This window comes from Mycobacterium gallinarum (assembly GCF_010726765.1).
Taxonomy (GTDB): Bacteria; Actinomycetota; Actinomycetes; order Mycobacteriales; family Mycobacteriaceae; genus Mycobacterium; species Mycobacterium gallinarum.
On sequence record NZ_AP022601.1, the window covers coordinates 4,973,476 to 4,985,944 of the forward strand.

The 12,469-nt window shown below is 66.7% G+C and carries 14 protein-coding genes; 5 read left to right on the top strand and 9 right to left on the bottom strand.

The annotated features are described in order from the left end of the window. Positions 1 to 19: 19 nt before the first annotated feature. The gene (locus tag G6N42_RS24495) at positions 20 to 676 is read right to left on the bottom strand and encodes a VTT domain-containing protein (RefSeq protein WP_163738133.1); all 657 of its coding nucleotides are present in this window, start codon (positions 674 to 676) and stop codon (positions 20 to 22) included. Positions 677 to 831: 155 nt separating this feature from the next. On the opposite strand from G6N42_RS24495, the gene fbaA reads away from it, so the two are divergent. Then, positions 832 to 1,866, top strand: coding sequence for a class II fructose-bisphosphate aldolase (gene fbaA, locus G6N42_RS24500; RefSeq protein WP_163734105.1), 1,035 nt, complete (start codon positions 832 to 834; stop codon positions 1,864 to 1,866). Here the strand turns inward: fbaA and G6N42_RS24505 are convergent, their stop codons facing one another. Then, on the bottom strand, positions 1,867 to 2,655 hold the full coding sequence (locus G6N42_RS24505; RefSeq protein ID WP_163734109.1) for an Rv0361 family membrane protein: 789 nt from the start codon (positions 2,653 to 2,655) through the stop codon (positions 1,867 to 1,869). A gap of 92 nt (positions 2,656 to 2,747) precedes the next feature. Between G6N42_RS24505 and G6N42_RS24510 the strand changes: the two genes are divergently transcribed. Next, positions 2,748 to 3,164 carry a DUF3151 domain-containing protein gene (locus tag G6N42_RS24510; protein ID WP_163734112.1) on the top strand — a complete coding sequence of 139 codons (417 nt, stop codon included), beginning with the start codon at positions 2,748 to 2,750 and terminating at the stop codon, positions 3,162 to 3,164. Positions 3,165 to 3,200: 36 nt separating this feature from the next. Here G6N42_RS24510 and G6N42_RS24515 read toward each other — a convergent pair whose 3' ends face one another. The 3 genes from G6N42_RS24515 to G6N42_RS24525 are packed head-to-tail and all read right to left on the bottom strand — an operon-like array spanning position 3,201 to position 5,528. Further along, the gene (locus G6N42_RS24515; RefSeq protein WP_163734115.1) at positions 3,201 to 4,094 is read right to left on the bottom strand and encodes a cation diffusion facilitator family transporter; all 894 of its coding nucleotides are present in this window, start codon (positions 4,092 to 4,094) and stop codon (positions 3,201 to 3,203) included. A gap of 45 nt (positions 4,095 to 4,139) precedes the next feature. Further along, the gene (locus G6N42_RS24520; protein ID WP_163734119.1) at positions 4,140 to 4,928 is read right to left on the bottom strand and encodes a site-2 protease family protein; all 789 of its coding nucleotides are present in this window, start codon (positions 4,926 to 4,928) and stop codon (positions 4,140 to 4,142) included. A gap of 9 nt (positions 4,929 to 4,937) precedes the next feature. Next, positions 4,938 to 5,528 carry a peptidase M50 gene (locus G6N42_RS24525; RefSeq protein ID WP_163734121.1) on the bottom strand — a complete coding sequence of 197 codons (591 nt, stop codon included), beginning with the start codon at positions 5,526 to 5,528 and terminating at the stop codon, positions 4,938 to 4,940. 82 nt (positions 5,529 to 5,610) lie between these two features. Between G6N42_RS24525 and G6N42_RS24530 the strand changes: the two genes are divergently transcribed. Genes G6N42_RS24530 through G6N42_RS24540 form a run of 3 tightly spaced genes read left to right on the top strand, consistent with a single transcriptional unit; the run spans position 5,611 to position 8,213 of the window. Continuing rightward, positions 5,611 to 6,906 carry an adenylosuccinate synthase gene (locus G6N42_RS24530; RefSeq protein WP_163734124.1) on the top strand — a complete coding sequence of 432 codons (1,296 nt, stop codon included), beginning with the start codon at positions 5,611 to 5,613 and terminating at the stop codon, positions 6,904 to 6,906. Continuing rightward, the gene (locus tag G6N42_RS24535; RefSeq protein ID WP_163734128.1) at positions 6,903 to 7,538 is read left to right on the top strand and encodes a PaaI family thioesterase; all 636 of its coding nucleotides are present in this window, start codon (positions 6,903 to 6,905) and stop codon (positions 7,536 to 7,538) included. The genes G6N42_RS24530 and G6N42_RS24535 overlap by 4 nt, the downstream gene beginning before the upstream one ends. Before the next feature lie 18 nt (positions 7,539 to 7,556). Beyond that, entirely contained in the window at positions 7,557 to 8,213 is a 657-nt protein-coding gene (locus G6N42_RS24540; RefSeq protein WP_410506745.1) for a hypothetical protein, read from the top strand. Here the strand turns inward: G6N42_RS24540 and G6N42_RS24545 are convergent. The 4 genes from G6N42_RS24545 to G6N42_RS24560 are packed head-to-tail and all read right to left on the bottom strand — an operon-like array spanning position 8,210 to position 12,436. Further along, positions 8,210 to 8,401: a ferredoxin gene (locus G6N42_RS24545; RefSeq protein ID WP_163734131.1), complete on the bottom strand. Its 192-nt coding sequence runs from the start codon at positions 8,399 to 8,401 to the stop codon at positions 8,210 to 8,212. The genes G6N42_RS24540 and G6N42_RS24545 overlap by 4 nt on opposite strands. Then, complete coding sequence (locus tag G6N42_RS24550) at positions 8,398 to 9,627, bottom strand: cytochrome P450 (RefSeq protein WP_163734134.1); 1,230 nt, start codon at positions 9,625 to 9,627, stop codon at positions 8,398 to 8,400. Before G6N42_RS24550 ends, G6N42_RS24545 begins: the two co-directional genes overlap by 4 nt. A gap of 9 nt (positions 9,628 to 9,636) precedes the next feature. Next, positions 9,637 to 10,371, bottom strand: a complete 735-nt coding sequence (locus G6N42_RS24555; protein ID WP_434059628.1) for an alpha/beta fold hydrolase — start codon at positions 10,369 to 10,371, stop codon at positions 9,637 to 9,639. A gap of 19 nt (positions 10,372 to 10,390) precedes the next feature. Next, complete coding sequence (locus G6N42_RS24560; protein WP_163734140.1) at positions 10,391 to 12,436, bottom strand: MMPL family transporter; 2,046 nt, start codon at positions 12,434 to 12,436, stop codon at positions 10,391 to 10,393. Between the last annotated feature and the right edge of the window lie 33 nt (positions 12,437 to 12,469).

Genomic DNA, 12,469 nt, shown 5'->3' on the forward strand with positions numbered 1-12,469 from the left:
GCCGTACGGCGGTGAGCGGTTAGGCGGCTTCGCCCGCCGCGCGCTTGGCGGCCTTGCGTCGCTTGTACCACTCGAAGACCATCGGCAGGATCGACACCACCACGATGCCGATCACGATGGGCTCGAGGAGGTCCTGGATGATCTGGAACCGGCCGAGCCAGTATCCGAGGAGCGTCAGCCCGACGCCCCACACGACGGCGCCGAGGACGTTGAAGAACGTGAACGCCGCGTAGTTCATCCGGGCGGCGCCTGCGGTCAGCGGCGCCAGCGTTCGCACGATCGGCACGAATCGCGCGATCACGATCGCGAACGGCCCCCGTTGTTCGAAGAACGCGTGCGCCTCGTCGAGGTAACGCTGCTTGAGGATCCTGGCGTCGGGTTTGAACATCGCGGTGCCGACGTTGCGCCCGATCCAGTAGCCGACCTGCCCGCCGAGCACCGCGGCGATGGGGATGTACACCAGCAGCTGCCAGAGCTGGAAGTTGATCACCTCGCCGCCGTCGGCCTGCAGCGCCTGGGTGCCCGCGGCGAGCATGCCCGCCACGAACAGCAGCGAATCGCCCGGCAGGATCGGGAACAGCACGCCAGACTCGACGAAGATGACTACCAGCAGTCCCACCAGGGCCCACGTACCGAAATACCCGAGCAACGTCATCGGGTCGAGGAAGTCCGGCATGAGTGCCAGCTGGTTGGCAGCGGCGGAGGTCGTCACAAGGCCCCAAGATACCGGTCTGGGCGGTTGCTGCCGAAATGTCGATTCGGCTTGACCGTGTGCGGTGGCCCCACCCCTGCGAGAATCGCTGTACGTACTGATCGCCGAGAGGAACGCATATGCCCATCGCAACGCCCGAGGTCTACGCGGAGATGCTGAGCCGGGCCAAAGAACATTCCTTCGCGTTTCCCGCCATCAACTGCGTCGGCTCGGAATCGGTCAACGCGGCCATCAAGGGTTTCGCGGACGCCGGTAGTGACGGCATCATCCAGTTCTCCACCGGCGGGGCCGAGTTCGCCTCCGGACTCGGCGTCAAGGACATGGTGACGGGCGCCGTGGCGCTCGCCGAGTTCGCCCACGTCATCGCCGACAGGTATCCGATCACCGTGGCCCTGCACACCGACCACTGTCCGAAGGACAAGTTGGACACCTACGTCAGGCCGTTGCTCGCGATCTCGCAGCAACGGGTCGCCGGCGGGGGTAACCCGCTGTTCCAGTCGCATATGTGGGACGGTTCGGCGGTGCCGATCGACGAGAACCTGGACATCGCGCGCGAGCTGCTCAAGGAGGCCGCGGCCGCCAAGATCATCCTCGAGATCGAGATCGGTGTGGTCGGCGGCGAAGAAGACGGTGTGGCCCACGAGATCAACGACAAGCTCTACACCACGCCGGAGGATTTCGAGAAGACCATCGAGGCGCTCGGCGCGGGTGAGCACGGCAAGTATCTGCTGGCCGCGACGTTCGGCAATGTGCACGGCGTCTACAAGCCGGGCAACGTGAAGCTGCGGCCCGACATTCTCGCCCAGGGACAGCAGGTGGCGGCGGCGAAGCTCGGGTTATCGGACGACGCAAAGCCTTTCGACTTCGTCTTCCATGGTGGGTCTGGCTCGCTGAAGTCCGAGATCGAGGACTCGCTGCGCTACGGCGTCGTGAAGATGAACGTCGACACCGACACCCAGTACGCGTTCACCCGGCCCATCGCGGCGCACATGTTCTCGAACTACGACGGCGTGCTCAAGGTCGACGGCGAAGTCGGCAACAAGAAGGCCTACGACCCGCGCAGCTATCTGAAGAAGGCCGAGGCGTCGATGACCGAACGCGTCATAGAGGCGTGCCGCGACCTGCACAGTGCGGGTCGCTCGGTGACCGGCTAGCTAGCTGGTCGGTGCCTGGCAGATCTTCCACTGGTCGTCGCGGAACTCCAGATCCAGGCTTCGCGTCGAGCGGGTCTGCGGCGCGTAGGCCATGAACGTCGTGACGTTGGCCTCCGCGTGGTCGCCGTTGACCACCACCTGGTCGATGCTGGCGATGACGGGATACCGCTTGGCCGCCGCTATCCGCGAGTGGGTGTCGGACCATACCTTGTCGTTGTAGGTGACGTAGTCGTCGCGCGCCTTGCCGCAGGTGATGCTGCGCAGCGTGGCCAGATCGCCTTTCGCGATCGCGGCGTCGTAGTCCTCGATGGTGGAGCGCACCCGATCCTCCTGGGACACCGAGGGCTCCGAGTCGCGGGTCAGCAACAGCGTGCCGAGCACCGCGACGGCCACCAGCGCAGCGATCACCAGCACGACCGCGATCACCCAGCCCCAACTGCGGTGTTTGGACGGCGGCGGCTTGGGCACGTCGCCGCGCGGCGGAATGACTTGTGGCGAAACGGGTTTCGCCACCGGTGCGGCGGACGTGGCCATGACCTCGGTTGCGGGTTCGGACGGTCTGTCGATCCTCGTCGTCACGCCGGCGTCGAAACCGGAGGGTGCGGTGAACCGGCGCTCGGGCTCTTCCGGCGAGGCGGGATCTTGAGACAACGCCTCGGTCGAGATCACCTCCGTTGCTGCTTCCTGTTCGGGTTCGGCGGACCCCATCACCTCGGTTGCAGGCGCAGACTCGTCGGCCCCCTGGTCGGTGACCTCATCCGGCTGGTCCGGCCCCTGTGGATTCGACATCGGTACTGCAGCCCTCCGTTACAACGCTTCGGCCGCAAAGCTTAACCATCCGGCGGGACGACCGCCGGGAGCCGCACGGCACAATGGGCCACATGACACGGATGGGTGACCTTCTCGGGCCGGATCCGGTCCTGCTTCCCGGCGACCCGGCGGCAGAGGCCGAACTGGCCGCCGCCGAAAACCCGGCCACCGTGGCCGCCGCGCATCCATCGGCATCGGTCGCATGGGCCACCCTCGCCGAACAGGCGCTCGCCGCCGAACAGGCCGTGACGGCCTACGCCTACGCGCGGACCGGCTATCACCGCGGACTCGACCAGTTGCGCCGCAACGGGTGGAAGGGCTTTGGACCGGTTCCCTACGGTCACGCTCCCAACCGCGGATTCCTGCGTTGCGTGGCCGCGTTGGCGCAGGCTGCGGGCCAGATCGGCGAAACCGACGAGTATCAGCGTTGCGTGGATCTGCTCGACGACTGCGACCCCGAGGCCAGGCCGGCGCTCGGGCTTGCTTGATTTCTCTTCGCGCAAGCGCTCATCGCCCCTGAGCACCTACGTCTCCGCCTCGCACTTGCAGTCAGCGGCGCCCTCGGGCGGTTCCACCTGAACCGTGGCGTGGTCGAGTCCGCGTGCCGTGAGCACCGCGCGCGCGTCGTCGAGCACCAGGGCGGCATCCCGCGTGCTGGTCAGGTGCGCGGTCACCATGTCCTTGCCGGGGACCAGAGTCCACACGTGCAGGTCGTGTACCTCGGTGACACCGTCCACGTCGCACAGCGCCTGGCGCAGTTCATCGACGTCGATGTGCGCGGGCGACGTCTCGGACAGGATCCGCAGCGCCGCGCGGGCCAGCGCGATGGCGCGCGGCAACACCCACAGCGCGACGAACACCGCGACCACGACGTCGGCGTAGGGCCAGCGGGTGGTCACCGTCACGATTCCCGCGATCAGCACACCGATGCTGCCGACGGTGTCGGCGACGACCTCCATGTAGGCGCCCTTGACGGCGAGGCTGCTCTCGGAGTGCGACCGCAACAGCAGTACGACGATCGCGTTGGCGACCAAGCCGGCCGTTGCTACGACGATCATCGGCACGCCCGGGATATCGGGCGCGTCACCGAGGCGTTCGACGGCCTCGTAGAGGATGAACGCCGCCACCCCGAGGAGCAGCACCGCGTTGGCGACCGCGGTGAACACCTCGGCCCGGTGCCAGCCGTAGGTGCGCGCCGGTGACGCGCTGCCGTGTTTGGCGAGCAGGACCGCGGTCAGGCCCATGAACATCGCAACGAGGTCGGTGAGCATGTGGCCGGCGTCGGCCAGCAGCGCGATCGAGTTGATCCACAGCGCGGTCACCAGCTCTATCACGAAGAACGCCGTCAGGATCGCCGCGGCGATCAGCATCCGGCTCACCCGCGCATCGCGCGTTCCGTGGTCGTGCCCAGCGCCCATACCGACAACCTATGCGTAAACGTGCATATGTCGCAAGAGGCTCGCTCAGAACCAGGCGGACCAGAATCGCGTCAGGCCGAACCCGGTGCCGATCAATTGGCTGTTCACGCCGGACAGGTCGAAGAACCAGCCGACGACCGAGAAGAAGTACTGGTTGAGCGGTGTCGCGATCAACAGCAGGAGGAAGACGAAAAATGCCCACGGCTTGGCGGGCTCGAGCGCGCGCTGCGTTTCGGGGCTCAGGTGCGGTTCCAGGGCTCCGTAGCCGTCCAGTCCGGGAATCGGCAGGAGGTTCAGCACCGCGCCGGTGATCTGCAGGAAGCCCAAGAATGCCACGCCTGACCAGAACACCACGTGCTCCCGGTCGTAGAACAGCCGGGCGGCCACCAACAGGATCGCCGCGAGCAGCACGTTCATCATGGGTCCGGCGAGGCTGACGATCGACTTCTGCCGAACCGTCATGAACGACGTCCGCACCCACACCGCGCCGCCGGGCAGGCCGATTCCGCCCAACAGCGTGATCAGCACCGGCAATCCGAGCGACAGCAGGGGATTGGCGTACTTGAAAGGGTTGAGCGTCAGATAGCCGCGCACCGCGATGTCATGGTCGCCGAACCGCCACGCGGTGAACGCGTGCCCGAATTCGTGCAGGCTCAGCGACACGACCCAACCGGCGATGACGAAGATGAACACGCCCGCGTAGGCCAGCGGCGCGCGAAACTCGGCGGTCGATATCCAGGCCAACCAGCCGCCAACGGCCGTCAGCGCGACGATCGCCAGGAAAACCGGGCTCGGGCGCACCGAGGCCCGCGGGTGCAGCGGACGGACGTTCACGGTTTGACGCTACCGAACCGACAGCCAGCCCTCGGTGTGTCGATAGAACGTCGACCGGCGGACCGGTCGCTGTCCGGCCACCCCGTCGCGGACGACGAGCGCGCCTTCGGTACCGAGTTGTGCGGCGCGGCCCGCGACCCAGCGCTTCGGGCGCATGCGCGACGACAGCGCGGCGGCCCGTAGCCCGGGCATGGTCGTGGTCGGTTCGATGCGCACCGCGGTCACATCGCCGTGGAACAGCACGACGTCGTCGACGGTGGCCTCGCCGCGGAGCGTGGCGGCGCTGTCGTCCGGCGGCAGCCAATGCGCGGCCCCGACGATCACCTTCCCGGTTTCGTCCCTGATCAGCGGGATTCGGGTGGCGGCGCCGGCACGGGCGCGCCTGGCCTGCCACGGCCATCGCACGTGCGCGACCTCCACATCGAGGCGGTCGGCCTTCAGCAACCGGCTCAGGACTGCTGCCACGTCGGCCTGCGAACCCACCACGATCACCCGCCGAGATTCGGTGACGGCATCCTCGCTGATCGTGGCCAGCCCACGCAGCGACCGGGGCATCCTTCTGCCGCCGACCAGCAACACCGCAATGTCAGCGGCTGTCAAAGGGGCTCCTCGGCGTCGGCTGGGATAGGGTGGGTCACCGGCTGGACCCAGACTTTGGGCAGATCAAGCGGGAGAGTACGCGATGCCGGCAATCGTGCTCATCGGCGCACAGTGGGGCGACGAGGGCAAAGGAAAGGCCACCGATCTACTCGGTGGCCGAGTGCAGTGGGTGGTGCGCTACCAGGGCGGCAACAATGCCGGCCACACGGTGGTGCTGCCAACGGGCGAGAACTTCGCCCTTCATCTGATCCCGTCGGGCATCCTCACCCCCGGCGTCACCAACGTCATCGGCAATGGCGTCGTGGTCGATCCGGGAGTCCTCCTCAACGAGCTCAAGGGTCTCGAGGACCGCGGCGTGGACACCGAGCGACTGCTGATCTCAGCCGACGCGCATCTGCTGATGCCGTATCACGTGGCGATCGACAAGGTCGTCGAGCGGTACGCGGGCAGCAAGAAGATCGGCACCACCGGCCGCGGCATCGGTCCCTGCTACCAGGACAAGATCGCCCGCATCGGAATCAGGGTCGCCGATGTGCTCGACGAGGGTCAGTTGGCCGAAAAGATCGAGGGCGCACTGGATTTCAAGAACCAGGTGCTGGTCAAGATCTACAACCGCAAAGCGCTCGAGCCCGCGGAGGTCGTCGACAACCTGCTGGCCCAGGCCGAGGGTTTCAAGCACCGCATCGCCGATGCCCGCTACCTGCTGAACACCGCGCTGGAAAAGGGCGAAACGGTGCTGCTCGAAGGTTCGCAGGGCACGCTGCTCGACGTCGACCACGGAACGTATCCCTTTGTCACGTCATCGAATCCGACTGCGGGGGGCGCGGCGGTCGGGTCAGGTATCGGTCCGACACGCATCACGACGGTGCTGGGGATCCTCAAGGCCTACACCACCCGCGTCGGCTCGGGACCGTTCCCCACCGAGCTGTTCGACGAGTTCGGCGAGTACCTGTCGAAGACTGGCGGCGAGGTCGGCGTGACGACTGGGCGGCGGCGCCGCTGCGGATGGTTCGACGCCGTCATCGCCCGCTACGCGACCCGGGTCAACGGCATCACCGACTACTTCCTCACCAAACTCGATGTGCTTTCGAGCCTGGAGACCGTGCCGGTTTGCGTCGGCTACACCGTCGACGGGAAGCGTGTCGATGACATGCCGATGACCCAGTCCGACCTGCACCGCGCCGAACCCATCTACGAGGAACTGCCCGGCTGGTGGGAGGACATCTCCGACGCGCGCGACTTCGACGACCTGCCCGCCAAGGCCCGCGATTACGTGCTGCGTCTGGAAGAGCTTGCCGGCGCGCATGTTTCGTGCATCGGCGTCGGCCCGGGGCGCGAGCAGACGATCGTGCGCCGCGACATTCTGGCGGCTACGTGACAGACGACCCGCATCTACTAGACCCCGACTACGACAAACACGGCGGCTTCCCGAATTTCCAGGCGGCCGAACCCGGTCCGGGATTCGGGCGGTTCCTCACCGCGATGCGGCGTGCGCAGGACTTGGCGGTGTCCGCCGATCCGGACAGCGCCACCTGGGAACAGGCAGCCGACCGTGCCGAGGCACTGGTCAAGCTGCTGGACCCCTTCGAAGCGGCCGAAGGCGTCGGTCCGGCCAACCGCGTCCCGTCCCTGCCCGGGTCGGGCAGCCTGCTGATGCCCCCCTACCGGGTCACCCGGTTCGAGGCCGACGGCGTCGAACTCGATGTCCACTTCAGTCGCTTTTCCGTAGGCGGCAACTACGCCGTGCACGGCGGGGTCCTGCCGCTGTTGTTCGACTCGGTGTTCGGCATGGTGATCCACGCGGCGGGCCGGCCGATCAGCCGTACCGCGTTCCTTCACGTCGACTATCGCAATGTGACACCGATCGACACGCCGCTCGTGGCGCGCGGATGGGTGCGGGAGGTCGAGGGACGCAAGGCGTTCGTCAATGCCGAACTGCGCGACCGGGATGAGAAGCTCCTCGCGGAGGCGAACGGGCTGATGATCAGATTGCTCCCCGGCCAGCCGTAGAAGTGCCACGATGACCCGGTGACAAGCAAGCCCGGACAAGCACCGGTCAACATCCACTTTCGTAACCTGTCGACGCCTCGTGCGGCCGCGGCGGCGGGCGTGTTGTTCGCGCTCCTGTTCGGGACGTCGCTCGTGCTGATCCGCATCTCGCTGCCCGAGGGCGCCGCCCCTGGCATGCAGTGGACCCAGAGCGACCACAGCATCCGGATCGCGTCGTTGCTGATGCCCTTCGCCGGCATCCTCTTTCTGTGGTTCATCGGCGTGGTCCGCGATGGTTTCGGGGGCTACGAGGACAAGTTCTTCTCGTCGGTGTTCCTCGGCAGCGGATTGCTGTTTCTGGCGATGATCTTCGTGACGTCGGCAGTCGGTGCGGCGTTGACCCACAGCTCCGGCGAGACCGCGGATTTCGGGCGCGTGCTGCTGCTCACGCTCAGCAAGACCTACGCGTTACGGATGGCCGCGGTGTTCATGATGTCCCTGGCCACGATCTGGCTGAAGACGGGACTGATGCCGCGCTGGTTGGTGATTGTCACGTATCTGGTGGCCGTGGGATGCATTCTCGCCAGCGAGATCACCATGTGGTTGACGCTGGCCTTCCCCACCTGGGTGCTGGTCGTCAGCCTGCTGTTGTTGAGCAGGGCCGGCGTCATCGACCTCGAACGCGACGGCCGCTAGTCGACGATTCGCAAAGCCTCTGAGGGGCAGAGCTTCACGGCGTCGCGCGCGTGCGCCTCTTCACCGGCGGGCACCTCGGTTGTCAGGACAACCACGATGCCGTCGTCGTCCTGATCGAACACCGCCGGTGCCGACATCACGCAGTTGCCCGCGCTGATACACACATCGCGATCGGCGGCGACTTTCACGGCGTCACCTCCCACGTGACCTCCAACGACTTCAGGCCGTAGATGAAATGGAACGACCTGAACTGCACGTCGTCGAAATCCTCGGCGAGCGCCAGGGTGGGGAACCGGCGCAACAACGCCGGGAACGCGATCCGCATCTCCATGCGCGCGAGTGGGGCTCCGAGGCAGTGGTGCACTCCGTGCCCGAAGGCCAAGTGTCCGATCGCGCCTCGCCCGATGTCGAATGTCTCGGGGTCGTCGATGAAGTCGGGGTCCCGATTGCCGGACGGCATCGACACGAAAACCATTTCCCCCTTGGGGATCCGTACGCCGGCCACCTCTACCTCGGTGGTGGTGAACCGTGGGATGGCACTGTGCACGATCGACAGCCAGCGCAGCAGCTCCTCGACGGCGGGCCCGACCGCGTCGGGATCGTCACGGACCGCGGCGAGTTGTTCGGGATACCGCAGGAGGGCAAGGGTGCCGAGGCCGAGCATGTTCGACGTGGTCTCGTGCCCGGCGAGCAGGAGCAGACCCGCGATGCCGATGAGTTCGGCGTCGGTGCACTCGTCGCCGTGCTCGCGGACGAGCATCCCGAGGATGTCGTCGCCGGGATGCCTGCGCGCACGGTCGACCAGCGTCTGCATGTAGTCGCGGCCCTGCCGTTGCAGCTCGATGCGGTCGGCCATCGGAATGGACAGATCCAGCTGGCGGACGCTGCGTCGCTGGAAGTCGTCGCGATCGTCATAGGGGACGCCGAGCAGCTCGCAGATCACCAGCGACGGGATCGGCAGCGCGAAGCTTTCCACCAGATCGATTGACGGACCGGCGTTTTCCATCGCATCGAGGTGCTGATCGACGATCTCGACGATGCGCGGTTCCAGCCGCTTCATCCGGCGGATGGTGAACTCGGGGGTGAGCATGCGACGGAGACGCTGGTGCTCCGGTGGGTCGATGGCGAGCAGATTGCCCGCCCGCGACGCGGCCAGCTCCTCGTTGGATATCGGCGGTGCCCCTGGCATGAAGAACCCCGGCGGGCGGCTGTTGGAGAACCGCTCGTGGTCGGACAGCACCGCCTTGACGTCTTCGTATCTGGTGACGAGATACACCGTCATACCGAACGAGTTCGTCGCGGTGCGAACCCCGGTGGTCTCGCGGATCTCGCGTAGTTCCGGAGTCGGGTCGAACGCATTGCGCCGCATGTGCAGCGGCAGCTGCGGGGCCTGGGTTCCGGAGGTGCCGGTCATCTCTTGACGCTACCCGCGAAAAACGAACTCCTGGATCAACTCGTTGACCAGAGGCGGATTCTCGAGCCCGGCAAGGTGTGCCACCCCGTCCAGCACGACGAGCTGCGCACCCGGGATGGCCTCGGCCATTGCGGACGTCTCCGGCACTCCGAAGGTGGCGTCCTCGATGCCGGCGACCACCAGCACGGGCGTCGAGATTTTCGCGAACAGCGAACGCTGGTCCGGACGGCTGGGCACCACACTGCGCACCGCCCACGCGCCGGACCGCATGTCGACGGCCTGCACGGTGTTCCGCACGAATTCCACGACGTCGGGACGCGTCCGAAAGGTGGTGGGCCCGAGGAACGCGTTGAGGACTGAGCGGGTCAGGGGTGGCCGGACGCCACCGAGCAGGTTCGCCAAGCGCAACAGGAATCCGTACTCGAGCTTCTGCCGTGCGCCCGCGGGCGATGCGGTGCAGTTCATCAGCACCGCGCGGCCGATGCGGTCGGGATGGCTCGCCGCGAACGTGCCGCCGATCATCCCGCCCCACGAGTTACCGACGAAGTGTGTCCGCTGCACGCCGAGGCTGTCGAGTATGTCGACGATGACTTGCGCACAATCGTCGAAAGTAAATGGTGCAGCGAGCTTCTGGCTACCACCGTGGCCTGGCGGATCGACGAGAATGACCTGGCGCGTCGAGCCGAAGTGGTCGGCCTGCGATGACCACATGTCGCCGGTCATCAACAGGCTCGGCCAGAACATGATGGCTTCGCCGGTTCCCCTAGTGCGGATGCGCACCTTCCCGAGCGCGGTGTCGACCCGCTGTACGTCCACCAGGTGGACGGTAGTCGTCGGTCCTGAGACTGGGCCACCAGATCGCCGGGCCGATGAGCGTGAACAGCGCAGGGATGATCACGGTCCGCACGACGAAGGTGTCCAGCAGGATGCCGAGGCCCACGATGATTCCGACCTGGGTGAGGACGATCAGCGGAAGCACTCCGAGTACACAGAACACCGCCGCGAGCACGATGCCTGCACTGGTGATGACGGCCCCGGTGGCGGACACGGCGCGGACGATCCCGTCGCGGGTGCCGTGCGTCGGGGTCTCTTCGCGGGCACGGGTGACCAGGAAGATCGTGTAGTCCACGCCGAGTGCCACCAGGAACAGAAACGCGAACAGCGGCGCCGTGTTGTCCAGCGCCGGGAATCCGAAAAGGTGGACACTGGCCCAGCCGCCCAGCCCCAGCGCCGCCAGCGCACTGAGCACCGTGACGGCGACGAGGATCAGCGGCGCCAGTGCCGAACGCAGTAGCACGTAGAGCACCGCGAGCACGACGACGAGAATCGCGGGGATCACCACGAGCCGGTCGTTCCCGGCGGCCGCACTCGCATCGCGTGCCGTCGCGTCGGACCCGCCGACCAATGCGTCCTCGTCGACCGCGTGCACCGAATCGCGCAGCGCATCAATGGTTTCGAAAGCCCTATCCGACGCTGGCTCGGCGTCGATGACCACCGACCACTGCGACAGGCCAGCGGGACTCTGTCCGGCCGGGACGGCGGACAGCACGCCGGGGGTGTCCGCGATCGCCTGCTGGATGTCGGTGGCCCGGTCGGTCGGCGCGATGACGCGCGCGGGATCGGTGAGACCGCTCGGGAAATGATTCGCCAAAGTCTGGTAGCCGCTGACGGATTCGGCCTGTACCCGGAACTGTTCGGTCTGTGAGAGTCCGACGGGTGTGGTCAACAAGCCGGTACACAGCAGCGCAAGGCCCGCGATGGAAACGATCGCGACCCGGGCGGGCCGGTTGGCCACCGCTTCGGCGATGCGGTGCCAGATTCCGCTGTCGGTCAGGGGTTCCGCCCCGACTTGCGGGATGAAGGGCCAGAACAACCGCTTGCCGAACAGGGCGAGCAGCGGCGGCAGTACGAGCAGCACGAAGACCGCGGCGACCACCAGACCCGCCGCGGCCTGTACGCCCAGGCTGCGCACGCTCGGCGACGACGCGAACAGCAGCGTCAGCAGCGCCAGCACCACGGTCGCGTTGCTCGCGATGATCGCCGGGCCGGCGCGTCGCACCGCGACATCGAGGGCTTCGTGGTGATCATCGTTGCGCCCCAACTCCTCTCGATAGCGGGAGATGAGCAGCAGGGCGTAGTTGGTGCCGGCACCGAATACCAGCACACTGGTGATGCCCGACGTCGAACCGTCGGGATTCATCCCGAGCCCGCTGGCGACCGCGGTGCCCACCACGGCGGCCACCCGGTCGGCGAAGCCGATCACCAGCAGCGGTACCAGCCAGAGCACCGGAGATCGGTAGGTGACGATCAGCAGCAGCGCCACGACCGCCGCGGTGACCGCGAGCAGTGTGATGTTGGCCCCCGAGAAGGAGTTCGCGATGTCGGCTCCGAATGCGGGCCCACCGGTGACCTCGGTCCGCAGATCGGCGGGAAGCCCGTCGGCAGCCGATTGCCGAAGCTCCGTGACCGCGTCGCTGAGCGCGAATCCGGTGAGGTCGGCGTTCAGCGGCACGACGGTCAGTGCGGCCGCACCGTCTTCGGATACCTGGGCCTGCCATTTCTGCTGGATCGCGGTGAGGTCGGCGGCATCCAGTCGGGCGCCGTCGTTGCGCGTGATCACGATGATTGCCGGGACTTCGTCACCCCCGGGGAACTGTGCGCGGATCGCGTCTGCGCGCGCGGATTCGGCGTCCTCGGGTACCGCTACCGGGGAACGTTCGCTGGAGTCATCACCGGCGAGAAGCGCCATCAACGCACCGGAGACGGCCACCACCAGCACTGCCAGGAGCCAGGACAAGCGACGCGACATGCCTACAATATTTCAGATACTTAAATATTAATC